This window comes from Bordetella tumulicola, from assembly GCF_054779135.1.
Genome location: NZ_BAAGYU010000011.1, coordinates 46539 through 71914 on the forward strand (window position 1 = coordinate 46539; position 25376 = coordinate 71914).

The following is a 25376-nucleotide window of genomic DNA, read 5'->3' on the forward strand; positions in this document are numbered from 1 at the left end:
AGGTCATAATTTCGCGCTTCGGTCGGGCCTTTAGCTCAGTCGGTAGAGCAGCGGACTTTTAATCCGTTGGTCGCGAGTTCGAGTCTCGCAGGGCCCACCACCAGAATCAAGATAACGCCAATCCTTCGGGGTTGGCGTTGTTTTGTATCTGCCCATCTTTCTCTGTGCGTTCTTCGCTGCGGTTCGTGTTCAGGGACCGCTGACATTGCCAAGAAGGCCAGATCACAAAAGTCCAAACGCTATCGCAGCGCAGCCTGAATGCGCTGCAGATCGTGTTCGGCCTGAATACGCATCAGGCTGAGCAGGTCACGGGCATTACTCGATAGCGGCTTACCCGGCCGAAACACGAGTAGTGAGCGGAACGTCGTATCGACGGCCAGCCGCTTGATGATCAATCCGCGCGGTAGATAGTCGACGGCCGTCATCGGGTGAATCAGGCCGATTCCCATCCCCTGCAATATCAATTCGCATACGGAAAAGGCATATGGTGTTTCCAGCACCGGACGCAAATTCAATCCTCGGGCGGTCAATGCGGCCTCCAGGCGTCGGCGGCTGGCGTCTTCGGGGTTGAGCGCGATGAAATCCTGATCGACGAGATCCTCTAGCTCTATGATTTTGTGCTTGGCCAAAGGATGGTCGGGACGCATCGCGATCACACCGGGGATTTCGATAAAGGGCGAATGCTCCAGGCCAACGATGGTGATTTCATCGGCCATCAGTCCGAAATCCAGTTGTCCCGCGCTGACCTGCTGCAGCACTTCGCGCGAGCTCATGATCTGAAACGACATCTGTATGCGGCGCGAGGTCGGCGAAAAAGCGGCAATGGCGCGCGGCATGAATCCCACGCCCAACGCGGGCAGCGATCCGATGGCCATGCGGCCGACGCCAAAGGATTTCAAGCTACGAATCCGATGCTCGATCTGCTCGAATCCCGCAAAGCAGCGGTCCACCTCTATCAATAATGCATCGGCCTCTTGTGTTGGCACCAGGCGATTACGCACCCGATCAAAGAGGCGCAGGTCGGCGTCGGTCTCCAGCCGTCTGATGGCCTGACTGACCGCCGGCTGGGAAATTTCCAGCACTAGCGCCGCCTTGCTCGTCGTCCCCGCTCGCATGACGGCGCGGAAAATCTGGATATCGCGCATTTCCATATCTATAAGTACCGCTTTTAGAATGAGTAATAGTAATTGTTGAAATAATAGTAGCTAGCGCCCAAACTGAGCCATTACACAACTCACAACACCGCCCGCGCGGTCTATTGCTGATGGCAACTCCTGACAACACCACCGGTCCTGACCAGCCCTTCGCCAGTTTGTCTCCCGCGGTTTGGCGCGGTTCGACGGTGGTTTTCGACTCGCTGGACGATTTTTCCGAACGCAGACATCGCCAGCCGGATGGCTATAGCTACGGCGTGACGGGTACGCCTACGGCTCGTCTGCTCGAGAGTCGTATTGCCGCGCTGGAGAACGGCGCGCATTGCGTCATCGCGCCGTCTGGGGCCGCGGCCTTGATGATGGTGGTCATGGCGTACGTGCGCACTGGTGATCATGTCTTGCTGTCGGCGGCCAGTTACGGATCACTGGTGTCGTTGGCGAACCAGTGGCTGACCAGACTGGGCGTGGAGGTAGAGTACTACTTGCCGGTTGCATCGGCCGACGAGATCGAGCGCTTGATCCGGCCCAATACGCGCATGATTTGTCTTGAGTCACCGGGCACGGTGACCATGGAAATGAGTGACGTCCCCGCGATCGCCGCCGTGGCGCAGCGTCGCGGTGTCCTGACCATGATGGACAACACGTGGGCGAGCCCGCTGGGCTTTCGGCCGCTGGATCATGGCGTGGATTTCAGTGTCGAGGCGGCGACGAAGTTCTTCAGCGGACACTCCGACGTGCTGATGGGCAGCGTCACGACGAACGATTCCGAACACTACGCTGTTTTGCGAGAGGCACAGGGCACGCTGGGCCAGCAGGTCAGCCCCGATGATTGTTTTCTGGTGCTGCGCGGCCTGGAAACCTTCCCGCTGCGTTTGGCGGCACAAGGGGAGTCAACGTTGCGCATTGCGACCTGGCTGGAGCGTCAGCCGTTGGTCGAGCGCGTGTGGTATCCGCCCCTGCCGTCGGATCCCGGCCATGCCTTGTGGCAGCGTGATATCCGCAGCAAAGGTTGCCTGTTCTCGGTGCAGTTGCTCCCTGGCGATGCTGATGCTTACCGCGCGTTCTTCAACGTGCTGCAGCGGTTTTCTATCGGTGCCAGCTGGGGCGGCGTTCATAGTCTGGCGGCGTTCTACCCCGCCGAACTGCAAAGCAGTCGCCAATTTCCCGCTACCGATCAGCCGCTGATCCGGTTGGCGATAGGCGTAGAGGATCCCGAGTTGTTGCTGGCTGAGCTTCAGGCTGCTTTGTCAGCCTATGGTGCCCAGCGAGGCTGACCGGTATCGAGCAGGGCCGTGAAGGGCACTTCGCGGAAAAAAAATGACATATCAAGAGGAAAAATTATGCTCACCAACTTGTTCAAAAGTGCCGCTGCCGCGGCCATGACGACTGTCTTGCTGGGCGCGCTACCCGCCGCCCATGCAGACACAAAAGACACCATCCTGGAAAATAAAAAAGTCACCATCGGCATTCACAACCGTCAGCCTTGGGGCTTTCGCGCAGAAGATGGCGCAGCGACAGGATTTCACCCTGACTTGATCCGTGCCGCGTTCGAGCGCCTGGGCGTCAAGCAAGTGGATTTCGTGATCACCGAGTTCGGTGCGTTGATTCCCGGCCTTAACGCGGGACGTTTTGATATGGTTGCTTCGGGGATCGCCATTACCCCCGAGCGCTGCAAGGTCATCATCTTCAGCGAGCCCGATCTTGCCGTTGGCGATAGCTTGATCGTCAAGAAGGGCAATCCGCTGAAAATCCACAGCTATGCCGACATCGTGGCCAATCCCAAGATACGCCTGAGCGGTGGACGAGGCACGCTTAACTCCAAGAACGCCATCGACGCGGGTGTGCCGACATCGCAGATGACTTATCTGGGCGATGTCCAGGCCATGCTGTCCGCGTTGCTGGCCGATCGCGTCGATGCCGTCACGTTGTCCGCGCCCAGCGTCGTCGGGCTGCTGGACGATCCCAAGTTGCAGGGAGTGGAACGCGCGAAGCCGTTCACGGGTCTGGTTCGCGACGGCGTGCCGGCCATGATGTACACGGCCATTGCATTTCGTACAGACGATACCTCGTTGCGCGACGCCTATAACGAACAATTAAAAGCGCTGAAAGCTGAAGGCGTCGTCGACAAACTGCGCGATACATATGGATTCACCGACGATGACAAGGTTGACGACGCGGTGACTACCGAGAAAGTGTGCGCCGGTAAGTATTAACCGTAAACGAGAAGCGTGGCCATGGAAGGGTTCGACATTCTTGCGGGCATTTTCGAAGGGTTCCGCGTCACCGCGCTGGTCACGCTATATGGCATGCTCTGGGCGGTGCCCTTTGCTTTGATCACGGGCGTATTGCAGCACTTTACGCATGGCGTGACGCGGTTCGCCGTGACCTGCTTGATCGAGTTCTGGCGCAGTTCGCCCGTCCTCATCCTGCTGTTCGTGCTGTATTACGCGCTGCCCGATTTCGGCGTGCGATTGTCGAGCATGACCGTGGGGGCCATGGCGCTGGGCCTGAATATCGGCGGTTATGGCAGCCAGGCGGTGCGTGCCGCGCTGCAATCGTTGGATCGTGGTCAGGTTGAAGCGGGCCGCGCCCTGGGATTGCATCGTTTGCACATCCTATGCCTGATCGAATTGCCGCAGGCCATATCCGCCATGATGCCCACTTTCGTCAACCAGTTCATTCAACTGGTCAAAGGGACGGCCATCGTCTCGCTGATTACGCTGACGGATATGACGTTTCGCGCCAAACAGATTGCCGAGCTGCAGTACAACCCCGTTGGTGTCTACACGTCGCTGATGCTGGCCTACTTGATCGTGTGCTACCCCGCCACGCTCTTTGGCCGCTATCTGGAGCGTCGGGTGAAAATCCAGGGTCGAGGTAGCCGTGAGATTTGATCCCGAATTTGCGATCTCCGTCGTCCCCATGATTTTGGCGGGACTGGGCACGACGCTCTGGATCACCGTGGCCGCGTCGATCGGCGCCGCCGTGTTGGGGTTCGTGCTGGAGATTTTGCGACGCAGTAACCGCTGGGTGGGTTACGTGATGCGTTTCATCATTGATGTAATCCGTTCGACGCCGGTGCTGGTGCAGTTGTATTTCATTTACTTCGTCCTGCCGGTCTACGGGTTGACGTTGCCCGCAACCCTGTCGGGTGTGCTGGGACTATCGATCTATTACAGCGGCTATCTGGCCGAGGTCTTTAAGGGCGGCATCGACAGTATCGATGCGGGCCAGTTCGAGGCGGGTAAGGCATTGGGATTGCGTCGTTCAGACGTGATTGTGTCGGTGATCTTGCCGCAGATGCTGCGCAATGTTGCCGCCCCGATGGGCAACTACTTTGTCTCAGCGCTGAAGGCCACGCCTTATCTGGCCGTGATCGCGGTCCCGGAAATGCTGGGTCTGGCGATGGAAGTCGGCGCAAACTCCTTCCGTTATGCGGAACCTATGGTCGCCGTGGGCATTATCTTTCTGATCCTGGCGCTGGGTATCAATCTGATCGTACGCAAGCTTGAGCATCGGCTCCAGGTTGCGCATCAGCGTTAATTAGCCCGGCAAAGACAAAAACACTATGGATTCCGTTTTGAACTCACCGGCCGTGCAGATCGAGGGTCTGCAGAAATGGTATGGCAACTTTCAGGTCCTGTATGACGTGGATCTCACGGTGCAAACTAATGAGCGCATCGTTATTTGCGGCCCATCGGGCTCCGGCAAGTCCACGTTGATCCGTTGCGTGAATCAGCTAGAGACGCATCAGGGCGGCATCATCGAAGTCAACGGCCAGCGGGTCAGTCAATCCACGCCGAATATGCACTTGATACGGCGCGATATCGGCATGGTCTTTCAGCACTTTAATCTGTTCCCGCATCTGACCGTGCTCGAAAACTGCATGCTTGCGTTGCGCAAGGCGCGCGGCATGACGCGCGACGAGACCCAAGAGGTCGCACGGCATTATCTGAAGCGGGTGCGTATCCCCGAGCAGCAAGACAAGTATCCCGGCCAACTCTCCGGAGGACAGCAGCAGCGCGTGGCCATTGCGCGCGCCCTATGCATGAACCCCAAGGTCATGTTGTTCGATGAGCCTACCTCGGCGCTCGACCCTGAAATGATCAAGGAAGTGCTGGACGTGATGACGGATTTGGCGCGCGAGGGGATGACCATGATTTGTGTCACGCACGAAATGAATTTCGCCCGCACTGTCGCCGATCGCGTGGTATTCATGGATGCCGGCCGCATCGTCGAGCAAGCCGATCCAGAGACCTTTTTCAGCGCCCCCACGCATCCGCGCGCAAAGCAGTTTCTGAGCCAAATTTTGTAAGTCAGCACCGACCGAGGATTCTCATCATGGCCGAAAGCTCCCGCATCTGGACCCACATCGATTTCAATAAAGAGGGCAAGCAGGTCGGCAATCTGCACGTCCCGCATTCGGTGGACCTGTCAGCCTACGCGATGATCCAGATCCCCATCGTCTGCATCGGTCATGGCGAGGGGCCGACCGCTTTGTTGACCGCCGGCAATCATGGCGACGAGTACGAGGGGCAGATTGCCTTGCGCAATCTTGCGCGGCTGCTGTCGCCCGAAGACGTCCACGGCCGCGTCATCATCATTCCATCCTTGAACTATCCCGCCGTCGAGAGTGGCCGTCGCGTGTCGCCGGTCGACGAGGGCAACCTGAATCGCTTGTTTCCTGGACGTGCCAACGGATCGGCTACGGAGATGATCGCGCATTATGTCGATAGCGTTCTGTTTGAGCTGGCCGACGTGGTGATCGACGTGCATTCTGGCGGACGGTCGCTGGATTATGCCCATACGGCGCTCGCGCAGCGCGTCGCCGACAAAGCGCAAGATCAGGCGTTGCGAGAGCTCTTGACGGTATTCGGGGCGCCGCACAGCGTGTTGACCACCGGTTCGGGCGGAGGGGGCGCCACCACGCTCTACGCTGCCGCGGCAAAACGCGGCATTCCCGCTCTGACCACGGAATTAGGGAGCGGCGCGACGCTTAGCCCGCAGGGGCTCGCCATTGCCGAACAAGGCGTACGTCGTGTGCTGCGCCATTACGGTATTGCCCCCAACATCGAATGTGTGCCCGCGCCCGCCACGCAGCTCCTGAGCTCGCTGGGGCCGAGACACGCCATCTACGCCCCGCGCGCTGGCCTGATGGAGCCACTGGCCGAGGTAGGAGAGGCCGTGCGCGCGGGGCAGCCCGCCCTGCGCCTGTACGAGCTGGAGGATCCGCTGGCGCCACCCCTGACGCTCAACTTCGGGGCCGATGGGATCGTCTCGTGCCGACGGTTTCCCACCCTTTGCGCACGCGGCGACGGCTTGTTTCATTTGGCCGCGCCGCTATAAGCGGAAATGGGCGAAAAAGCCCTCCGATTGCCTGACGCTAGGGATGCAATTCAAAGACTTTCCTGAGGCAATTCTCTAAAGAGCAGGAAGGCGTTGCGGCCTTCCTTCGCTGTTGCAGACGGATCAGCCTCAGGCTTCAGTGCCCATTGCCGGATCGCTAACGGAGTGCTCACCGGTTTCTACGCGGCCCGCGAAACGGCGCACGAATGTGACATCGCTGTCGCATTTGACCTGGAAATCATACCAACGGCCGCTGTCGGCCAATTCCCAATGCAGGGATTCCTGGGCGCCCGCCGTGACCGTGATTGTCCATGGCCCATCCTCTCGATAGGCCAAGGGGCTGATGGTGAACGTACAGTCTGCAGTACCTGCGTTGATCAGTTCCGCATACACATTACCGTTGGCGATGTCATAGCAGACGCGGATTTCTGGCTGCGCGCCGCCGTCGGCGAGACGTCCGGTATCGCCGACGAAGTGACGGTGATAGCCGTTGGGGCCCAGCACCCATAGATCGTAGTGGCCCAGATTGTCCAGGCCCGCGTTCCAAGTATCGTCCAGGGTTTTTCCGGCCTCTAGCGTGTAGCGGCGCGGGATACGATCCAGATGGTGACGGTCATAGACGTGAAATACGGCGGCCTGAGTCCCCGTGTTGGAGAACAGCAGTTGGACCTGGCCGTCAGCGTTGCTGCGCGCGCTGGTGTGCAATTCGTACGGCAGCGCGCGCGATGGGCGCGTGCCGCTGGCTTGTAGAGGTATCTGCAGATCGGCGGGCAGCGGTACTGGGGGCAACGCGGCCTGAGCGTCGCGCAACTGATCCGCGTCGGCGCGCGTGAGACGGCCGTTCAGGGCAGGCAGTACCTCTTCGTTTGGTGTGGCGAAGTTGAACGCACTGGTCAGGTCGCCGCAGACGGCACGGCGGAACGGACTGATGTGAGGCGCCTTGACGCCAAAACGGGTTTCCAGGAAGCGCAGCACCGAGGTGTGGTCGAACACTTGCGAGTTGACCCAGCCGCCGCGGCTCCAGGGTGAAATCACGAACATGGGAACACGGGGGCCTGGGCCGAAGACGCGGCCATCGGCGTCGGGCTGACCAGCGCTGCCTTCCGGTGGGATCTGCGTATAGTATTCGTACGCCATATCGTCGTCTGATAGCGTTGTCTTGCCGGCCAGGCTGCCGTCGCTATTGGGCGACGGCGCGGACGGCGATGGCACATGGTCAAAGAATCCGTCGTTCTCGTCAAAATTGATCAGCAGTACGGTTTTGCTCCAGACGTCCGGGTTGGCGGTGAGCGCGTCCAGGATCTCTTGAATGAACCAGGCGCCTTGCACAGGGCTGGAAGGTCCGGGGTGCTCGCAATAGATAGAAGGCGCATTCACCCAGGATACTTGCGGCAAGTTGCCCTGCTGCACATCGCGCCGGAAGGCATCCAGATACGTATCGGGCGCAGTGCCGGGTAGCGTGTTGGCGATGCCCTTGTATAGCGGATTGCCTGGGTTATCCGTGGTCGCGTCATAGGCGTGATAGGGCAGTGCCTGGCCGGTTTCGGCATAAGGCGAATTCGGTTCGCCGCCGCTGGAAACAGGAAAGTCCGAGGCGAGATTGGCCGCGCGGAATTGGCGAAACGCGCCCAGCATGTTGTCGCCCCATTCGTCGGGCATGTTCTGGTAACAGATCCAACTGACGCCGGCGTCTTCCAGATTCTCGGCATAGGTTTTCCAGGTGTAGCCGGTCTCATCATTGCCCGCAGTGCCGGCGATCCAATCCCACTCGTTGTTCACATACGCGACGTTCTGCGCGGTCGGGCCGTTGGTGCCCGTCAGGTGAAAAGAGCGGTTGGCGTCGGTACCCGTGTGCATGCTGCAGTGATAGCTATCACAGAGCGTGAACGCATTGGCCAGCGCGAATTGAAACGGGACTTCCTGTTCCTTGTAATACCCCATGGATTGGTCCTGCTTGTAGCGGGGCCATTGTGTGATGCGACCGTTATCCCAGGCCTCCTGGCTGTCGACCCATGTGTGGTTTGTGCCTGCCACGCGCTGGGCGTTGTTGGCCGTGCTATCCAGATGGTAGGGGGTCAAGAGCGCACCGTTGCCGCGTTCCTGCTGCCAGACCTTGCGGTCGTTGATCATGGGGATAGTGAACCGGTCGCCGAAACCGCGCACGCCCTTGAGCGTCCCGAAGTAGTGGTCGAACGAACGATTTTCTTGCATCAGGATGACGACGTGTTCGACGTCCTTGATCGTGCCCGTCTTGTTGTTGGCGGGAATGGCCAACGCTTTGCGGATGCTGGGCGGAAATGTCGCGAGGACGGCGGCGGCGAGGCCTGCGCCCGTAGTGGTTTGCAGGAATTGGCGACGAGAGGTCATGGGAATCCGTGAGGCAGTCATGGGGCGGATGGCGGGCGTTACGGCGCGCAGCGCAACTGGGGTTGCGCCGGCTGTTCGGTACCGGGATCGGTGGGCGTGGACGGCGAGTCGTCGTCATCGCCGCTGCCACAGGCCGTCAGCAGAATGGCCATCGCCAGAGACGCGGCCAATAGGCGTGCAGAGAAAAGGGTGGGCATAAGCTCAGGTTTGCGAAGGATGAAAAACGATCTGACGAGATCAAGCGTCAAGCCGATGCAAGCCTAAGGGGGAGAAGTGACAACAGAGTGAAAGTTGCGGGGAGTCTGTAACAAATTGAGGTGCTGACTGGAAATATCAGACCGGTGGTTGCGACGTTGGCGAGATGCATGTACACCCGCAAGCGAATGGCTCGGGCGAACAAGATAGTGCGTTACAGGGGGGCAATCGCGACAGGCCCGATACAGAGCAACAATAGTGTGGCCGCTATCGTTGTGTGGCAATGAGTGCAGTGTCGGTTTTCATAAGGCGTGCGTGGCGGCATTCCTTCATGCGGCTTTGCGTTGATGACGCAGCGATTCCCAGCCCAGCATGGCGAGTCCAATGGACTTGGGCATAGGCTTTGTCCCGCTGCGGTAATACGCGAGCATTCGGCGGCTGATGCCTAGTGCTTGAAAAGATGACGCCGCGCCGCCATTCATCAAGTGCTGCCTTGGCAAAGAGCTTGCGGTCAGACAGGCGAGCCAAAGGTGGACACTTGGCGATCAAGCCTGACAGATCCACCTCGGCACGGTATCCGTCCGCAAAAGTCAGGCCCAATCGTTGCGGACCGGCGATGGATATATGGGTAATAACGAATTGAGGTTGATTCACGGGTTTAGCTCCTGCCATTTTTGTCTCAACACGGTGCGATTGCTATGAGCCCAAATAAGAACCTCAGCCAACTCGTATGGCTTGATTGAGCCGGACAGTACGGTCAGGTTGTTGATGACACGTTGCACTAGGGAATCAAAGATCCTCAAGCCTATTGGACTTAATGTAGAAGGCTGTTTGTTTGTACAGTATTTTGGCGAAACCAGACGAATCCTGGCCCTGATATCCCTGCTTTTCCTTTCCCGCATACGCGCAGAGTTTTCTTATGGCCGATTGCAGGTACCCGACAAAGCTACAATCGACATAAATTTGGACAAATCAAGCACAAAACGGCGTCTTGACGCCCTGGCTAAGGTGATTTAGCGGTGGTAACCCGTTGAGGTAACAGTGGCAGCGCTGATACTTTACCTATTTCACTCACGGCCCGAGCGTGCTGAATAATCAAGGATTTCCATGGCTCTGCAATGCGGCATCGTCGGCCTGCCCAACGTCGGCAAATCGACCCTTTTTAACGCACTCACCAAGGCCGGCATAGCCGCCGAGAACTACCCTTTCTGCACGATCGAGCCCAACGTGGGCGTGGTCGAGGTGCCGGACCCGCGTCTGGCCCAGTTGGCCGAGATCGTCAAGCCCGAGCGCGTTGTGCCCGCCGTGGTCGAGTTCGTCGACATCGCGGGCCTGGTGGCGGGCGCGAGCCAGGGTGAAGGCCTGGGCAACCAGTTTTTGTCGCACATCCGTGAAACGGACGCCATCGTCAACGTGGTGCGCTGCTTCGAAGACTCTAACGTGATACACGTGGCCGGCAAGGTCGATCCTATTGCCGATATCGAGGTCATTTCCACCGAGCTGGCGCTGGCCGATCTGCAAACCGTCGAAAAAGCTGTTCACCGCAACAACAAGTTGGCCCGCTCGGGTGACAAGGAAGCCGCCAAGCTGGTCGCGCTGCTGGAACGCTGCCAGAAGCAGCTGGATGCTGCTCAACCCATTCGCGCCATGGGCCTGGATGCCGAGGAACTGTTCTCGCTGAAATCGTTCGGCTTCATCACCGCCAAGCCCGCCATGTTCGTGGCGAACGTCAGCGACAGTGGTTTCGAGAACAATCCGCTGCTGGACCGTCTGACGGAATACGCCAAAGCGCAGAACGCGCCCGTGGTCGCCATCTGCGCCGCCATCGAGTCCGAGATCGCCGAGCTTGACGATGCCGACAAGTCGGTTTTCCTGGACGACATGGGCATGCAAGAGCCGGGCCTGGATCGCCTGATCCGCGCCGCCTTCCGCCTGCTGGGCCTGCAGACGTATTTCACCGCGGGTGTTAAAGAAGTCCGTGCCTGGACCGTCAAGGTCGGCGCCACCGCGCCTCAGGCTGCGGGTGTCATTCACACGGACTTTGAGCGTGGTTTTATTCGCGCGCAGACGATCTCATTCGACGACTTCATTACCTACAAGGGTGAAGCCGGCGCCAAAGAAGCCGGCAAGATGCGCGCGGAAGGCAAGGAATATGTCGTGCAGGATGGCGATGTGTTGAATTTCTTGTTTAACGTTTAAACGTGTGATCAACGTCTGACAGTTTTTTCTTATTTCGAAAGTCTCCGATGCCAAGCCAAAGTCGGTCAAACCTGCTGGTCGAGATTGGAAATTTCCAGACAGCGAGGAGCTTGTTCCTGCATATTTGCAAGTAATAGAAGTCTAGAAATGGGGCAGTCCAATAATTAGATGGGGTAATTTATGCTTCCAATACCCCTTTTCTGGGCCGGACTCCCGTTAGGTAGATTGTCACACTGGATTAGCACTTGGCCGCCCCCCTGGTGCTGATCCCTCAGGCGATGCTTGACTTCCTGCGCATTCACCCCCTTCCGGCTAGCAACGGCCGCATGTCGCGCGTGCTGACCCTGCTGCTGCCCGAACTATCGCTACCTGAACGATGGATCGACACTGTGTCTCGCTTGCCGCATGACACTAGGATTAGTCTGATAGCGGAGCTATACAGATTACATGATGGTGATTGCGTGAAATCCGGATATTGAGACGTTTGCCGCGCTAATCGAATCAGCGAGCCTGGGCGATCATGCAGGATGATGACCCATATATGCCCGTGCCAGCGGGGGATATGCCATTGCCAGGTTTCGCGAAACAACGCTAAAGTGGCCGCCCATTCGTGCGTTAAAAGATGATCTAAGTGAGCGACCCCAAGCCTTGGAAAAGCTATGCCGACCAACTGGACCAATTGATAGCAAGGGGACTGGCTGTCAGTGACCGGGATCGCGCTCTCGATTACCTGGAACGTATTGGCTACTACCGGCTGAGTGGTTACTGGTTTGCATTTCGTGAGCGCAGCGAACCGTTATGTCTGTTAGATGAGGGTGGCAAAAAGCCGAAAAAAGTGCGAGAAGAACGGATCGCGCTGGACACCTTCCGTGCTGGGGCGACGTTCCAAAATGCGGTGGACTTGTACGTGTTCGACAAGCAGTTGCGGATGCTGGTAATGGACGCACTGGAACGCATCGAGGTCGCTTTGCGGGTAGATGTGTCCTATACGTTGGGGAGGCTTGATCAGTTCGCGTACCTCAAGGCCGAACTGCTCCACGACGAGTTCAGCACCAAGCTGAATAAAGACACCGGTGTTACTCGGCACCACGACTGGTTGAGCAAGCATGCTCAGCTGATCGGCCGCTCTAAGGAGGAGTTTGTACGCCATAACCGCAGCAAATACGGACTCCCGCTTGCCATCTGGGTAGCCTGTGAGGTGTGGGACTTTGGCACGCTCTCAACTTTGTTCAATGGCATGCGAGAGAGTGAGCAGGACGTGATTGCCAACGGGTACGGCGTGAGCAACGGTCGCGTGTTCGCAACATGGTTGCGCAGTCTAAATTATCTGCGCAACGTCTGTGCGCATCATGGCCGCCTGTGGAATCGCAATATAGTCTCGCAACCCAAGTTACCCTCGGTGGCTGAATTGAAGTGGGTCGCTCTATTTGAGGGCGATACGCACGCGCAGGCGCGCTGCTTCTTGCTATTGACGATCATCCGACACTTGCTGAGTGTGGTCAACCATCGTTCGAGTTGGCCCGAACGAATGAAGATGCAACTGCAGGCCTTTCCCGATCTGAACGACCTTGGCCTGAACCTGGTAGGTATGGGCGCGCCAAGCGGCTGGGAGGCTGCTTGGTGATAGCAGGCATGAAAAAACCCCTCAGCAATTTCTCTGCCGAAGCAGGGTTATCGAGAGGGGCCGTGTTGAAAAGAATGGTAGGTGTTGCAGCGTAATTTGTCAATATAAAGCCGCCTTCCTATGGCTACGAGGGTTGTCCGGAAACCGTGCGCTACGCTGACAACGCCCCCGACGCAGCCAATAAAACATCTCCCGCTTCAACGATATGTTTTTCCAACAGTGAGCAAGCACGGGCTATATCGCGGGCTTTCACCGCAGCGATGATTTCCCTATGCTCGTCTTGTGAAGTCGGATTCCAATCAATAATCGTCGCGGTGGCATACATATAGCGAAGCCTTGCCTCATGGAGCGTCTCAATGCCATGAAGCACGCGAGGCATCTCGCAAGGGCGATATAAGCACAAATGAAAGCGTCGGTTTGCGTCCTCCCATGTGCTCATGTCTTTGGAAGAATCTGCTTGCTTTGAGAGTTTCTCTGCGAGAGCGATATCTTCGTTACTCAGATTGGGGATGGCGTACCGTAGCGCAAGGACTTCGAGCGCCGCTCGCATACGCGTGATTTCCACGAGCGATGCCTGATCCAGAGGCGAGACGTAGACCCCTTTTCTGACGCGGGAAACCAGAAGCCCTCGCGATTCCAATTGCCGAAAGGCCTCCCGCACGGGAACATGGCTCGCGTTAAAGTCGCTTGCGACTTCGTCTTGCCGTACACGATCGCCAGGTTTGAGCGCCCCGCGAATAATCCGCTCCGCCAAGGAGGCTGCGATACGCGTCGGGAGCGAGTCTAACGCCTTGCTGTTTACGTTGGCTTTCTCGGTCATTCCGGTGTCGTCCATATGTCACCGCAAACGGCCTCTACGGCATCTATCAGCTTTCCCTCGACGACCAGACGCTTTATCGTTTCGATGTCGTCATGGACCCAACGATCATTACCCAGCATGGCTGGGATCTCCGACCTGACCCGCTCAATAGCGGCGCGTGTTCCACGCGCAATGGGCCAGTTCAAGAGCGCCTCATGAGCGAGGTCAAGGGCTTGTGCCGCGATGAGAATCTCCGCACTGATGACAGCCTGCGCATTTTCTACGATGGTTCGTGTGCGCCGCGCAGCGAAGCAAGAGTTACTGATATGGTCTTCTTGGTTTCCCTTGGCAGGCAAACTGATAACGCTGGCAGGGCTGCAAAGTCCCATGTTTTCCAGAACCAGGCCTGTACCCATGCTTTGGACTACGGCAAAACCGGTGTTTATTCCCGGCTCGGACGCGATCAAGTTTCGGGGCAGCCCAAAATTACCGGCGGGATCGATGAGCATGTTATTGCGACGATCAGATATCGCGCTCAGGTCGGTCACCGCCAATGCCAGTAAATCCATCGCTTGAGCCACGTACTGACCGTGGAAATGGCCGCACGAGACAATGTCATACCCTTCGTTGGTCGCGAATATCAAAGGGTTGTCTGTCGCGCTGTTCATCTCGGTCGATAGAATCCCATCGATATAGTCGAGAGCGTCGAGAACCGGCCCATAGACTTGGGGCGCACAACGAAATGAATAAACATCCTGTATGCGTGGTTGTGCCGTGGTCGATGGCGCATCGCCTCTGCTGACTTTGCCCGAGGACTCCGAAAGCACTGCCGCACGCGCTTCATCCGTGCATCGAGACGTGCCATTGAGCAGTCGCCTGATGGCCAGTGCAACCCTGCGTTGTCCGGGGTGGGGGCGAGCCATCATCACGCGATCTTCAAAGCACGAGCGTTCCGCCCTGATAGCCTCCAAAGAAAGTGTCAGCGAGATCGTCGCATTCGACAATAAGCGCCTCGCGTCAAACGCCGCGATGACGGCGTAGGCGAGCGACGCCGTGGAGCCATTAATCAAGGCTGTAGCGTCTTTTGCCTCTACGTCGAATGTCGCAGGCAACCCGACTTGTTCGAATGCAGATCTAGCGCTAACGACAGCGCCCTGGAATTCGACCTTTGACTGTTCGAGCCCCAGTAGTGCTCCGCTCATGATGGCCAGCGGTGCTAAGTCACCGCTGGCGCCAACGCTGCCCTTTGCTGCAATGAGAGGGGTGATCCCCTCGTTGAGCATGGCAATGAGTCGGTCAACGACTTCAATACGAATACCGGAATGGTTACGCGCAAAGGTATTGACTCTAATGGCCATCATTGCCCGTACGACTTCATTCGGCATCACTTCCCCTGTGCTTGCCGAATGAGAGTGAATGAGATTTCGTTGGAACCTCGCAATGTCTTGTGCACTGATGCGTTGGTTCTTTAGCGCACCGACCCCGGTGTTGAACGCGTACATAAGCGGCGCGTCATCCACAAGCCAGTGATCGGTAATAAACGCGCGAGTCGCTACGAGGTTATCTCGTGCCGTTTCTCCTAGTTTGACGGAGGCGTGGTGCCGCGCGATATCGACGATCTGCCGTATGGTCAGGTCTTCACCAGTCAAGGTAATGGGGTTGCCGCCGGTCATGATTTCTTCCTGGGACGATAGTTTTATCTATTATCTATAAAAATAATGAGTCGAACAAGGATTTGAGGGACAAGGTCAATATCAAGCCGTCTTCCCCCTTTTTTTGTGGCAAAAAGCGGAACAACCGCAGCAGGCGCACCCTTTCGCTTTTGGTCATATGACTGATAAGTCAAAATGATATGATGTGTCACTACGCGCCGTGCCGCAGGAGAACACCATGAAAGCACCTCCCCCCGCCCAGGCAAGAAAGAAGACACTTTCATCGCAGGTGGCGGACGAACTTCGGTCCCGGATCGAGGGTGGGATGTATGCCGCGGGCGACAAGCTGCCTACTGAACAAGTGCTGGTAGAGAAGTTCGGATTCAGCCGCACCGTCATTCGCGAAGCGGTGGCCACCCTGCGCGCCGACGGCCTCCTGGAATCCCGTCAGGGGGCGGGCGTGTTCGTGCTGGGGCCGCAGCAATCGGACGAGACCTTGACGTTGTTCTCGCACGCCACCGACAAGATATCGGACATTATCGAAGAGCTTGAGCTGCGTATCGGCATCGAGGTCGAGGCCGCGGGACTGGCGGCCGCCCGCAGCTCGCCTGCCCAGGAAGCCGCTATCCAGGCCGAGCTCGATCAGTTCGCCCAACTCATCGCCGACGGCCAGTCTACCGACGATTCAGACTTCCGGTTCCATATGGCGATCGCGGCGGCTACCAACAACGGCCGTTTCAAGACGTTTTTGGAACACATCGGCCGGCGCATCATCCCGCGGGTGAAGTTCCGCACGGTGATGGGCGGGTACGATCCGCTGCCCAACCGCGACCACACTATTTTGGACGAGCACGTCGAGATCGCCGAGGCCATTTTCGCCAGCGATGTAGACCGCGCGCGTGATGCGATGCGGCGCCACCTGTTGACCGGTATCCAGCGCTACCGCTCGTTGACCCGGCGGCGCCCGACCGCGGCACAAAGTGATTGACGTGCTTTCAGAAGTCATAATATGATTTGCTGGAAATACATCCTATGACACTGAGAGGCACGCATGTCCCCCCAAGAACTCAAGACTCGTATCGCATCCGGGCTATTGTCGTTTCCGGTCACGCATTTCAACGCTGACTTCAGCTTGAATCTGCCCAGCTACCAGAAGCATGTTTCCTGGTTGTCGGGCTACGAGGCGGCGGCGTTGTTTGCCGCTGGTGGCACCGGCGAGCTTTTCTCGCTGACGCCGCAGGAAATCGGCGATGTGACGCGCGCCGCCAAGGAAGCGGCGGGCAGCATGCCCATTATTTCTGGCTGCGGCTACGGTACCGAACTGGCCAAGGACATTGCGCGCCGCGCCGAAGAGGCGGGCGCCGACGGCCTGCTGTTGCTGCCCCACTATCTGATGGAAGTGCCGCAGGAAGGCATCTACCAGCACATCAAGGCCGTATGCGATTCGACCGGCCTGGGCGTCATCATCTATAACCGCGCGAACTCGGTGGCCACAGCCGACACCGTGGCGCGCCTGGCTGATGCCTGCCCCAATCTGGTCGGCTTCAAGGACGGCACCGGCAAAACCGAGCTGGTGCGTCACATTACCGCCAAGCTGGGCGACCGGCTGAGCTATATCGGCGGTATGCCCACCCACGAACTGTTTGCCCAGGGCTTCAAGGGTCTGGGCCTGAGCACTTATTCGTCGGCCGTTTTCAATTTCGTGCCCGAGCTGGCGCTGCGCTTCTACAAGGCGCTGAACGCCAATGACGAGGCCACCATGGCGCAGATATTGGACAGCTTCTTCTTTCCGTTCGCCGACATTCGCGATCGCGAGAAGGGCTACGCCGTGTCCATCATCAAGGCGGGCGTGGAACTGATTGGCCATACGCCGGGCCCGGTGCGCGCGCCGCTGACCGACTTGAAGCCACAAGAGAAAGACATGCTGAAGGCACTTATCGCCCGTGCCGGCAGCTGATCTGCAGTAGCCACTGGTACGAGCCGCGCACGGGCGCGGCCCGTACCAGGTAACCGTCCGAGAAAAACAAAGCAGGACTGTTGCATAACCCCCAACGGAGGAAGACATGAATCCAGTAGGCATCGTTTCACTTGTCTCGGCGGCCATTCTGGCCGGCGCGGCAAGCCCAGTGCTGGCGCAAGGCGCCAGCCACGACATCCGCATCGTATTGCCCGAACAGCCCGCCAACCTGGAGCCCTGCGGCAGCATCATGACCAACGTCGGTCAGGTGCTGAACCAGAACATCACCGAGTCGCTGACGGTCATCGACGCCAAGACCGGCAAGGCCATGCCCAAACTGTTCACAGAATGGAAGCAGGTCGATCCCACGACATGGCACTTCAAGGTGCGCGAGGGTGTCAAGTTCCATGATGGCTCCGACCTGAATGCCAAGGCAGTGGCGTTTTCCATCGAACGGATGACTGGCGGCAAGCTGACCTGCAACAACATGGCCAAGTTCGGCAACGCCAAGCTGACGGTCAAGCCGCTGGACGACTACACGGTTGAAATCAAGTCTGACCGGCCCCAACCCATCTTGCCTACGCTGTTGAGCGTGGTGATGGCGGTTTCGCCCAAGACGCCGGTCGACAAGGCGGTAAACGACCCGGTGGGTACCGGCCCGTACAAGCTCACGACCTTTTCGCCGCAGACAGTGGTGCTGGATCCGTTCGACGGCTACTGGGGCAAGAAGCCCGTGGTGACCAAGGCCACTTATGTCTGGCGCCAGGAATCGTCGATACGCGCTGCGATGGTAGAAACCGGCGAAGCCGATCTGACACCGTCCATTGCCATCCAGGATGCGACGAATCCCAAGACTGATTTCGCCTACCTGAACTCGGAAACGACTGCCATCCGCATCGACATGGATCAGCCTCCGTTAAACGATGTGCGCATCCGCAAGGCGCTGAACCTGGCGATCGATTGGGAGGGCCTTGCCCAACTATTCGGCGACGACATCCAGCGCGCCTCGCAGATGGTGGTGCCCGGCATCATCGGGCACGACGACGGGCTGGAACCCTGGAAATACGATGAGGCCGAAGCCAAAAAGTTGATCGCAGCTGCCAAGGCCGATGGCGTCAAGGTCGACGCCGAGATCAAGCTGATCGGCCGCAATGGCATCTACCCTAATGGCGCCGAGGCCATGGAAGCCATGATGACCATGTGGCAGGCAGCGGGCCTGAACGTCAAGCTGGTGATGCTGGACGTGGCGGACTGGACGCGCTATTTGCAGAAGCCTTTCCCGGCCGAACGCGGGGCCACCCTGGTGCAGATGATGCATGACAACAACAAGGGTGATGCGGCATTCTCCATCCCGATTTTCTATCGTTCCAGCGGCCAGTATTCGTCGATAACCGACCCGGCCGTGGACAAGGAAATCGATGCTGCGATGGCCGCCACCGGCACGGCGCGTGAAGATGGATTCAAGAAAATCTTCCGCCAGATGCGCACCGAAATCGTGCCGGATATTCCGATGTTCCACATGCTCGGCTACACCCGCGTGGGCGACCGCCTCAACTGGAAGCCGGATATCACCACGAACAGCGAAATCCCACTCGCGAACATTCAGTTCAAGAACTGATGCTTCCTTCCGGAAACGCTACCTGCATGGTTGCGGCGGCGTTTCCGGTTGCTGTCTTTCAAGCAAGCCAAGGACCCGACTATGCTGCATTATCTTGGACGACGGGCGTCCTATAGCGTTATCTCAATGCTGGGTCTGCTGACCCTGGTGTTCTTCCTGACCCGCCTGACCGGCGATCCCTCGGCGCTGTACCTGCCGCTGGATTCCACTCCCGAGGCGCGTGCCGCCTTCGCTCACTTGAACGGGCTGGACCAGCCCATTTACATCCAGTTCTGGAATTACCTGGCCGACCTGCTGCGGCTGGATTTTGGCGAATCGATGCGGCAGCACCGTTCGGCACTGGATGTGGCGCTGGAAGCCTTTCCGCAGACCTTGAAACTGGCCTCCGTGGCCATGCTGTTGTCGCTGACCCTGGCCATTGTGGTGGGGTCGATGGCCGCGGCCCGACCGCGTGGCCTGTTCGATCGCATTGCCACCGTGGTGTCGCTGGCGGGCGCCAGCGCGCCCGATTTCTGGGTGGCCATCGTGGGGATCCTGGTGTTCGCGGTAGGTATGGGGATATTGCCGACGTCGGGCACCGGCGGCTGGGAATTCTGGGTGATGCCGATTTTTGTGCTGATGCTGCGCCCCTTCGGCCTGCTGGTGCAGGTGGTGCGCGGCACCATGCTGTCGTCGCTGGCCTCGCCCTATATCAAGACGGCGCGTGCCAAGGGTCTGGCCCGCCACTCTGTGGTGTTCGGCCACGCTCTGCGCAATTCGCTGCTGCCGGTCATTACCGTGGCGGGTGATCTGGCCACGGGCCTGATCAACGGCGCGGTGATCGTCGAGTCGGTGTTCGGCTGGCCCGGCATCGGCAAACTGATGATTGATTCGATCATCCAGCGCGACTTCGCTGTCGTGCAGTCCACGATCCTGGTCACCGCGACCGCGATCTTCATTCTGAATATTCTGATCGACCTGCTGTATGCGGTGCTCGATCCTCGCGTTCGGTATTGATCATGTCCGCTATTTCATCCGTTGTTCCATCGACGTCCGTGCCCAAGCCGCCGCAGGCCCGGGTGCTGTTCAATTATCTCAAGCGCGACAAGTTGGCATTGGTCGCCGCCGTGTTCCTGGCTATGCTGGTGCTGGCCGCGCTGCTGGGCCCCTGGCTGATGAGCGACGCCGCCACCAAGCTGGGACTGCGCCATCGCAACATGGCGCCGTTCAATATCGATGCCGGTTGGCTGTATATGCTGGGCGCCGATACGCTGGGTCGACCCATTCTGCCCCGCTTGGTGGTGGGGGCCAGCAATACGCTGGGCATTGCTGCCGCCGCTGTGTTCACGTCGATGCTGGTGGGCGGCCTGCTGGGACTGGTGGCCGGTTATAGCGAAAGCTGGTACAGCCATGTCATCCAGCGCGGCGCCGACATCATCATGAGCTTTCCGTCGCTGCTGCTGGCGCTGATCGTGCTGTATACGCTGGGGCCCAGCATCACCAATCTGGTGATCGTGCTGGCCATTACGCGCATGCCTGTCTATTTGCGCACGGCGCGTGCCGAAGTGCTTGAGCTGCGCGAGCGCATGTTTGTCAGCGCGGCGCGTGCCATGGGGGCGAATTCGGCGCGCATCATACTGCGGCACATTGCGCCGCTGGTGTTGCCCACGCTGATCACCATCTCGGCCATCGATTTCGCCACAGTGATCCTGGCCGAGTCGGCCCTGAGCTTCCTGGGCCTGGGTATTCAGCCTCCCGAGTTCACCTGGGGGGCGATGGTCGCCAATGGGCGTGGCTATCTGTCCAGCGCCTGGTGGATCGCTTTCTGGCCGGGGCTGGCCATCATGCTGACCACGCTGTCGCTCAATATCCTGTCGAGCTGGGCTCGGACCGTGGCCGACCCGCAGCAACGCTGGCGGCTGCAGACACTGAAGAAGGCCGCGCGATGAATACCGAAACAATCAAACAGCCTATCTTGCGTATCGACGGGCTGACGGTGGACTTCCTGTCGGACGATGAACCAGTGCGCGCGGTGGACAACGTGTCTTTCCACGTGCATCCGGGCGAGACCTTGGTGATACTGGGCGAAAGCGGCTCGGGCAAGAGCGTCAGCACCAGTACGGTGATGGGGCTGGTGGACTGCCCACCGGGCGATATCGTCCAAGGTAGCATCCTGTTTCAGGGGCAAGACCTGGCTCACCTTAGCGAAGACGCGCGCCGGCACATCAACGGCTGCAAGATCGCCATGATCTTTCAGGACCCGCTGGCTTACCTGAACCCTGTGTATACGGTGGGCAGGCAGATCGCTGAGGTCTTTCAAAGTCATGGCGCCGCTAGCGGTAAAGCCGCGCGCGAGCAGACTATCGAACTGCTGCGCCGTGTCGGGATCCGCGAACCGGAATTGCGTGTCGATTTCTACCCGCACCAATTCTCGGGTGGCCAGCGTCAGCGCGTGATGATTGCCATGGCCATTGCGCTCAAGCCCGACGTGCTGATCGCCGACGAGCCCACTACCGCGTTGGATGTCAGCGTGCAGGCACAGATCCTGGATCTGCTGCGTGACCTGCAGCGCGAGCACCACATGGCGCTGATCATGATCACGCACGATCTGGAAGTGGCGGCCTCGATGGCCGACCGGGTCATCGTGATGAAGGCGGGCAAGATCGTCGAGGCTGGCGTCGCGCGCGAGGTATTCACTAACCCGCAGCACGACTACACGCGCACGTTGACGGCGGCGCTGCCGCACGGCGACGAGGCCGACGTATCGAACCGTCGTTCGGGCATTGTGGCTCAGGAAGTCGTGCTGCGCGTAGAGCACCTGGTCAAGGAATACCAGCTGTCGTCCGGCGCATTCGCGGGCAAGCGAGTACTGCGCGCGGTGGACGATGTCAGTTTCGAGGTATGCCGAGGCGAAACGGTGGGTATCGTGGGCGAATCGGGCTCGGGTAAGTCCAGTGTCGCCCGTATGCTGCTCAGGCTGTTCGAAGCGACCTCGGGTGCCGCCTATTACAACGGCGTGGATATCTTCCGGATGGACGAGCGGCAGATGCGTAAGTTCCGTCGCAAGGTACAGATGGTGTTCCAGGACCCGTTCGGCTCGATGAACCCGCGCATGACCGTGCACGACATTATTTCGGAGCCCTGGGCCATCCATGGCGACATTCTGGCCAAGTCCCGTTGGCACGGCCGGGTGGCCGAGTTGCTGGAATTGGTGGGCATGAAGCCCGATCACGCGCCGCGCTATCCGCACCAGTTTTCCGGCGGCCAGCGCCAGCGCATTGCCATCGCCCGTGCGCTGGCCAGCGAACCTGAATTGATCGTGTGCGACGAGGCGGTGTCGGCGCTGGACGTGTCGATCCAGGCGCAGGTGATCGACCTGCTGGCCGATTTGCGCACGCGGTTGGGCCTGTCTTATGTGTTCATCACGCATGACCTGCCCATCGTGCGCCAGTTCGCCGACCGGATCATGGTGATGCAGCAAGGCAAGATCGTCGAGCAAGGGCCGACCTCGGCTATTTTTACGCAACCCGGCCACGAATACACCCGCAGTCTGCTGGCGGCCACTCCGCAGCCCAAATGGCTGCGCGCGGATGTCAGCGCACAGGCCGGTGGTATTGCGCTGGTATGACACTCCCTACCAATTCCCCCATGCCCCAGACACGTTACGCCTATGAGGCGTTGATTGAATTCACCCGACGTTGCCTGCTGGCCATTGAGGTCGATGCGGCTATCGCGGCCGTCGTGGCGCGGCGTGTGGTCGACGCCGACCTGTACGGCCACGACACGCACGGGTTGGCGCTGTTACCGCGTTACCTGAAAGAGATTGTCGAGGGTGCCACACGGCGCCACGGCGAGATCGAGCGCGTGTCGGAAAAGGGCGGCTGCCTGCTGTGGGATGCCGGCATGTTGCCGGGTCACTGGGTGCTGGACCAAGCCATTCAGACGGCGCTGCAACGCGTGCCCGAGCAAGGTATGGTCAGCATTGCGGTGCGCCATAGCCAGCATATCGGCGCCCTGCAGGTCTACCTGCCCGACCTGACCGATGCCGGCTACTTGTGCCTCTTGTGGGCCACCGATACCAAGGTGCGTTCCGTGGCGCCGTTCGGCGGGCTGGACCCCGTGGTAACCAGTGAGCCCATTGCTGCCGGCATTCCTACGCGGGGGACGCCCATTCTGATCGATACCACCACCTCGTTGACCAGCAACAGCTTCGTCAAGCAGGTACAGGCGCGCGGCGAGCGGTTGCCGTGGCTGGCACTGCTGGGTGCGGACGGGCAGGTGACCGATGATCCTGGTGCCTTGGCAACCGATCCACCCGGCACCATCTTGCCGCTGGGCGGGTTGGATCATGGGTACAAGGGCTATGCCATCGCGATGCTGGTGGGCGCCATGTCGTTGGGTCTGCCGGGGCTGGGGCGCCTGTCTGGCGAGAAGGCCCAAGGGTTCTTGTTGCAGGTGATCGATCCGGATGCTTTTGCGGGCCGCGAGATATTCCTGGATGAAATGCAAGCCCTGGCCGATACCACGCGTGCCGCCCGTCCCATCGACCCGGCGCGGCCGGTACGGGTGCCGGGCGACGCGGCGCTGGCCCGCGCCGCGCGACAGCGCCGCGACGGTGTGAGCGTCAGCGCGGATATCCGTACGGGCCTCGAGACCTGGACCCGGCAACTGGGCGTACCATTTCCGCCCGCCTTGCAAGATTGACCGGCCGGCCGCGGACCGCGGCCGCGATGCGAATGAGACGGCGATGATCAATATTGTTTTCCACGGCCAGAACGCCACCACGTACCTGCGGGATTTTCAGTCGGCGCTGACGTGCGAGGCCCGTATTCGGGTCGTACCTGAGAAACTTGTCGAGCCGGCCGATATCCAGGCGTTCGAGCAGGCCGACATGATAGTCGGCAACCGGCTGGATGCTTCGATGCCCACGCCGCGGCGCCTGCGCCTGTACCAGGTCTGCGCGGCGGGCTACGACCGTATCGACCTAGGCGTGCTGCCCGCACAGGTGGCGGTGTGCAACTGCTATGGCCATGAGCCGGCGATCGCCGAATATGTCATGGCCACGATCTTGAATCAGCGCGTGCCGCTGGCCGATGCGCATGCCCGCCTCGCCCAAGGCGACTGGCGGTACCGTTCGGGCATGCCGGATGCGTTGCATGGCGAGATTGGTACGGCCACGCTGGGGCTGCTGGGCTATGGCCATATCGGGCAGGCAATCAGCCGGCGCGCCAAGGCCTTTGGCATGCGGGTGCTGGCGGCCAACCGCAGTCCCGTGGCGGTGTCTGATGAGGTCGATGGCTGGTCTGGCCTGGATGCGCTGGAATCGTTCTATCGCGCGTGCGACTTTGTCGTCGTGTCCTTGCCCTTGTTGCCGGCCACCGAAGGGTTGGTCGATGCCACGGCTTTTTCGCAGATGCGTGCGCATGCGATGTTGATCAACGTGGGGCGCGGACCGGTCGTGGACGAGCAGGCGCTGTACGACGCTTTGGCGCAAAAACGCATTGGCGCAGCGGCCATCGATACCTGGTATCAGTACCCCGCCCGGCCCAACGAGGCAGCCGCTCCGTCGCGACTGCCGTTTGCGCAGCTGGACAATGTGGTCATGACGCCGCATATGTCGGCCTGGACCGACGGCACCATCAACCGGCGTGCCCGTTTAATGGCGGCCAATGTGGATGCCTGCGTGGCCGGCGGCCCGCTGGCGCACCAGATCCATGGGCCGGCAATTTCGTAGAAAATGCCGCCAGTCAGCTGACTTGATTGTCTGATCGCCTTGTACCGCTAGCGATGATGCCTAGTTCATAAGGCTGCCAGATCGTCGGCAGCGTCAACGTGTGTCTCTCGCGCGATGAATAATCCCCGAGGCGGTGGTGGAACCGTTGCCCACCAAAAAGCCAGCAAGAAGTACAAGGTCAGTTTCCATCGACGTCCGCGAGGCGCGGGTTCGAAGCTGCCTAGCACCTCGCGCGCCGCTTGCGCGTGACCCGCTGGCACGAGCAATCTGACCCCGTCCAGCGCGAGGGAATAATGCCATGCGGTGGTCGCTGTGTGCCAGCTTTCGACCGTCGTAGGGATGCCGTTACCGGCCAGCATGCTTAATACCAGAGCGGTTTCCGATACACCATAAAGCTGTGCAACGGTTACCAGGTGCTCGTGAGGACCTTGCAACGGTGGTCTCCTTATCTGATCGTGAGCACTATAAGACCATCGATTTTCGCCACGCAACCTCAAGTCCCTGCGGATTTTTGCCCAAGCGTGGCCGGCTGTCGAAATTATGCAGCAGGTTGCTGCCTAATTGCCGCGGGGCCACAATCCGGTGCAGCGTAATTACTTGAAAGACGCCATCGTTTCGACTTTGTCGGTCTGACCGATTCCGCCTAGGAATGGGGCATTGAAAGTGCGTTGGTCCGACACGTGACTGATGTTCTTAAAATTGGTTAGTTAAAAAGTTTAGTTGCAATTTGAAAATGTATAACACCTAACGAT

Annotated in this window: 23 protein-coding genes and 1 tRNA gene; 17 read left to right on the forward strand and 7 right to left on the reverse strand. The window is 59.3% G+C overall.

Going from position 1 to position 25376, the window contains the following annotated elements; all coding sequences use genetic code 11:
• Positions 1-24: 24 nt before the first annotated feature.
• Positions 25-100 (forward strand) — tRNA-Lys (locus ACYVDM_RS22385).
• Between the two features lie 139 nt (positions 101-239).
• Here the strand turns inward: ACYVDM_RS22385 and ACYVDM_RS22390 are convergent.
• Positions 240-1151 carry a LysR substrate-binding domain-containing protein gene (locus tag ACYVDM_RS22390; RefSeq protein WP_415789741.1) on the reverse strand — a complete coding sequence of 304 codons (912 nt, stop codon included), beginning with the start codon at positions 1149-1151 and terminating at the stop codon, positions 240-242.
• Positions 1152-1264: 113 nt separating this feature from the next.
• On the opposite strand from ACYVDM_RS22390, the gene metC reads away from it, so the two are divergent.
• The 6 genes from metC to ACYVDM_RS22420 all read left to right on the forward strand — a co-directional run bounded on the left by metC (position 1265) and on the right by ACYVDM_RS22420 (position 6500).
• Positions 1265-2428, forward strand: coding sequence for a cystathionine beta-lyase (gene metC / locus ACYVDM_RS22395; RefSeq protein WP_415789743.1), 1164 nt, complete (start codon positions 1265-1267; stop codon positions 2426-2428).
• Positions 2429-2494: 66 nt separating this feature from the next.
• The gene (gene ehuB / locus ACYVDM_RS22400; RefSeq protein ID WP_415789745.1) at positions 2495-3367 is read left to right on the forward strand and encodes an ectoine/hydroxyectoine ABC transporter substrate-binding protein EhuB; all 873 of its coding nucleotides are present in this window, start codon (positions 2495-2497) and stop codon (positions 3365-3367) included.
• 21 nt (positions 3368-3388) lie between these two features.
• Positions 3389-4048, forward strand: coding sequence for an amino acid ABC transporter permease (locus ACYVDM_RS22405; RefSeq protein ID WP_415789747.1), 660 nt, complete (start codon positions 3389-3391; stop codon positions 4046-4048).
• Positions 4038-4697 carry an ectoine/hydroxyectoine ABC transporter permease subunit EhuD gene (gene ehuD / locus ACYVDM_RS22410; protein ID WP_415789749.1) on the forward strand — a complete coding sequence of 220 codons (660 nt, stop codon included), beginning with the start codon at positions 4038-4040 and terminating at the stop codon, positions 4695-4697. Before ACYVDM_RS22405 ends, ehuD begins: the two co-directional genes overlap by 11 nt.
• 25 nt (positions 4698-4722) lie before the next feature.
• Positions 4723-5469, forward strand: a complete 747-nt coding sequence (locus ACYVDM_RS22415; protein ID WP_415789751.1) for an amino acid ABC transporter ATP-binding protein — start codon at positions 4723-4725, stop codon at positions 5467-5469.
• A gap of 26 nt (positions 5470-5495) precedes the next feature.
• Complete coding sequence (locus ACYVDM_RS22420; RefSeq protein ID WP_415789753.1) at positions 5496-6500, forward strand: succinylglutamate desuccinylase/aspartoacylase family protein; 1005 nt, start codon at positions 5496-5498, stop codon at positions 6498-6500.
• 129 nt (positions 6501-6629) lie between these two features.
• Here the strand turns inward: ACYVDM_RS22420 and ACYVDM_RS22425 are convergent, their stop codons facing one another.
• From ACYVDM_RS22425 to ACYVDM_RS22435, 3 genes are all read right to left on the reverse strand, one after another.
• Positions 6630-8867: a phosphocholine-specific phospholipase C gene (locus tag ACYVDM_RS22425; RefSeq protein ID WP_415789755.1), complete on the reverse strand. Its 2238-nt coding sequence runs from the start codon at positions 8865-8867 to the stop codon at positions 6630-6632.
• 38 nt (positions 8868-8905) lie between these two features.
• On the reverse strand, positions 8906-9064 hold the full coding sequence (locus ACYVDM_RS22430; RefSeq protein ID WP_415789757.1) for a hypothetical protein: 159 nt from the start codon (positions 9062-9064) through the stop codon (positions 8906-8908).
• A gap of 265 nt (positions 9065-9329) precedes the next feature.
• Complete coding sequence (locus ACYVDM_RS22435; protein WP_415789759.1) at positions 9330-9716, reverse strand: hypothetical protein; 387 nt, start codon at positions 9714-9716, stop codon at positions 9330-9332.
• A gap of 453 nt (positions 9717-10169) precedes the next feature.
• Between ACYVDM_RS22435 and ychF the strand changes: the two genes are divergently transcribed.
• A complete protein-coding gene (gene ychF, locus ACYVDM_RS22440; RefSeq protein WP_415789761.1) occupies positions 10170-11261 on the forward strand; it encodes a redox-regulated ATPase YchF in 1092 nt (363 codons plus the stop codon).
• Between the two features lie 631 nt (positions 11262-11892).
• Positions 11893-12885 (forward strand): Abi family protein, encoded by a 993-nt coding sequence (locus tag ACYVDM_RS22445; protein ID WP_415789763.1) that lies wholly within the window; start codon positions 11893-11895, stop codon positions 12883-12885.
• A gap of 151 nt (positions 12886-13036) precedes the next feature.
• Here the strand turns inward: ACYVDM_RS22445 and ACYVDM_RS22450 are convergent, their stop codons facing one another.
• Both ACYVDM_RS22450 and ACYVDM_RS22455 read right to left on the reverse strand, forming a co-directional pair.
• Positions 13037-13720 (reverse strand): GntR family transcriptional regulator, encoded by a 684-nt coding sequence (locus tag ACYVDM_RS22450; RefSeq protein WP_415789765.1) that lies wholly within the window; start codon positions 13718-13720, stop codon positions 13037-13039.
• A complete protein-coding gene (locus tag ACYVDM_RS22455; RefSeq protein ID WP_415789767.1) occupies positions 13702-15357 on the reverse strand; it encodes an HAL/PAL/TAL family ammonia-lyase in 1656 nt (551 codons plus the stop codon). The genes ACYVDM_RS22450 and ACYVDM_RS22455 overlap by 19 nt, the downstream gene beginning before the upstream one ends.
• Positions 15358-15574: 217 nt before the next feature.
• Here ACYVDM_RS22455 and ACYVDM_RS22460 point away from each other — a divergent pair, with 217 nt between their 5' ends.
• The 8 genes from ACYVDM_RS22460 to ACYVDM_RS22495 all read left to right on the forward strand — a co-directional run bounded on the left by ACYVDM_RS22460 (position 15575) and on the right by ACYVDM_RS22495 (position 24624).
• Entirely contained in the window at positions 15575-16324 is a 750-nt protein-coding gene (locus tag ACYVDM_RS22460) for a FadR/GntR family transcriptional regulator (protein WP_415789769.1), read from the forward strand.
• A gap of 63 nt (positions 16325-16387) precedes the next feature.
• Complete coding sequence (kdgD, locus tag ACYVDM_RS22465; RefSeq protein ID WP_415789771.1) at positions 16388-17293, forward strand: 5-dehydro-4-deoxyglucarate dehydratase; 906 nt, start codon at positions 16388-16390, stop codon at positions 17291-17293.
• Between the two features lie 106 nt (positions 17294-17399).
• Positions 17400-18911, forward strand: a complete 1512-nt coding sequence (locus ACYVDM_RS22470) for an ABC transporter substrate-binding protein (RefSeq protein ID WP_415789773.1) — start codon at positions 17400-17402, stop codon at positions 18909-18911.
• 81 nt (positions 18912-18992) lie between these two features.
• The gene (locus tag ACYVDM_RS22475) at positions 18993-19907 is read left to right on the forward strand and encodes an ABC transporter permease (protein ID WP_460475475.1); all 915 of its coding nucleotides are present in this window, start codon (positions 18993-18995) and stop codon (positions 19905-19907) included.
• Positions 19908-19909: 2 nt separating this feature from the next.
• Positions 19910-20839 carry an ABC transporter permease gene (locus ACYVDM_RS22480; protein WP_415789778.1) on the forward strand — a complete coding sequence of 310 codons (930 nt, stop codon included), beginning with the start codon at positions 19910-19912 and terminating at the stop codon, positions 20837-20839.
• Positions 20836-22518 carry an ABC transporter ATP-binding protein gene (locus tag ACYVDM_RS22485; RefSeq protein WP_415789780.1) on the forward strand — a complete coding sequence of 561 codons (1683 nt, stop codon included), beginning with the start codon at positions 20836-20838 and terminating at the stop codon, positions 22516-22518. Before ACYVDM_RS22480 ends, ACYVDM_RS22485 begins: the two co-directional genes overlap by 4 nt.
• Positions 22515-23594, forward strand: coding sequence for an Ldh family oxidoreductase (locus ACYVDM_RS22490; protein ID WP_415789782.1), 1080 nt, complete (start codon positions 22515-22517; stop codon positions 23592-23594). Before ACYVDM_RS22485 ends, ACYVDM_RS22490 begins: the two co-directional genes overlap by 4 nt.
• Before the next feature lie 43 nt (positions 23595-23637).
• Complete coding sequence (locus ACYVDM_RS22495) at positions 23638-24624, forward strand: 2-hydroxyacid dehydrogenase (protein WP_415789784.1); 987 nt, start codon at positions 23638-23640, stop codon at positions 24622-24624.
• A gap of 65 nt (positions 24625-24689) precedes the next feature.
• Here ACYVDM_RS22495 and ACYVDM_RS22500 read toward each other — a convergent pair whose 3' ends face one another.
• On the reverse strand, positions 24690-25058 hold the full coding sequence (locus tag ACYVDM_RS22500; RefSeq protein WP_415789786.1) for a hypothetical protein: 369 nt from the start codon (positions 25056-25058) through the stop codon (positions 24690-24692).
• Positions 25059-25376 lie beyond the last annotated feature (318 nt).

Coding starts and splice junctions, on each gene's coding strand:
- ACYVDM_RS22390 (WP_415789741.1), bottom strand. CDS start 1,151: ATGGAAATGCGCGATATCCAGATTTTCCGCGCCGTCATGCGAGCGGGG.
- metC (WP_415789743.1), top strand. CDS start 1,265: ATGGCAACTCCTGACAACACCACCGGTCCTGACCAGCCCTTCGCCAGT.
- ehuB (WP_415789745.1), top strand. CDS start 2,495: ATGCTCACCAACTTGTTCAAAAGTGCCGCTGCCGCGGCCATGACGACT.
- ACYVDM_RS22405 (WP_415789747.1), top strand. CDS start 3,389: ATGGAAGGGTTCGACATTCTTGCGGGCATTTTCGAAGGGTTCCGCGTC.
- ACYVDM_RS22415 (WP_415789751.1), top strand. CDS start 4,723: ATGGATTCCGTTTTGAACTCACCGGCCGTGCAGATCGAGGGTCTGCAG.
- ACYVDM_RS22420 (WP_415789753.1), top strand. CDS start 5,496: ATGGCCGAAAGCTCCCGCATCTGGACCCACATCGATTTCAATAAAGAG.
- ACYVDM_RS22425 (WP_415789755.1), bottom strand. CDS start 8,867: ATGACCTCTCGTCGCCAATTCCTGCAAACCACTACGGGCGCAGGCCTC.
- ACYVDM_RS22430 (WP_415789757.1), bottom strand. CDS start 9,064: ATGCCCACCCTTTTCTCTGCACGCCTATTGGCCGCGTCTCTGGCGATG.
- ychF (WP_415789761.1), top strand. CDS start 10,170: ATGGCTCTGCAATGCGGCATCGTCGGCCTGCCCAACGTCGGCAAATCG.
- ACYVDM_RS22450 (WP_415789765.1), bottom strand. CDS start 13,720: ATGGACGACACCGGAATGACCGAGAAAGCCAACGTAAACAGCAAGGCG.
- ACYVDM_RS22455 (WP_415789767.1), bottom strand. CDS start 15,357: ATGACCGGCGGCAACCCCATTACCTTGACTGGTGAAGACCTGACCATA.
- ACYVDM_RS22460 (WP_415789769.1), top strand. CDS start 15,575: ATGAAAGCACCTCCCCCCGCCCAGGCAAGAAAGAAGACACTTTCATCG.
- kdgD (WP_415789771.1), top strand. CDS start 16,388: ATGTCCCCCCAAGAACTCAAGACTCGTATCGCATCCGGGCTATTGTCG.
- ACYVDM_RS22470 (WP_415789773.1), top strand. CDS start 17,400: ATGAATCCAGTAGGCATCGTTTCACTTGTCTCGGCGGCCATTCTGGCC.
- ACYVDM_RS22475 (WP_460475475.1), top strand. CDS start 18,993: ATGCTGCATTATCTTGGACGACGGGCGTCCTATAGCGTTATCTCAATG.
- ACYVDM_RS22480 (WP_415789778.1), top strand. CDS start 19,910: ATGTCCGCTATTTCATCCGTTGTTCCATCGACGTCCGTGCCCAAGCCG.
- ACYVDM_RS22485 (WP_415789780.1), top strand. CDS start 20,836: ATGAATACCGAAACAATCAAACAGCCTATCTTGCGTATCGACGGGCTG.
- ACYVDM_RS22490 (WP_415789782.1), top strand. CDS start 22,515: ATGACACTCCCTACCAATTCCCCCATGCCCCAGACACGTTACGCCTAT.
- ACYVDM_RS22495 (WP_415789784.1), top strand. CDS start 23,638: ATGATCAATATTGTTTTCCACGGCCAGAACGCCACCACGTACCTGCGG.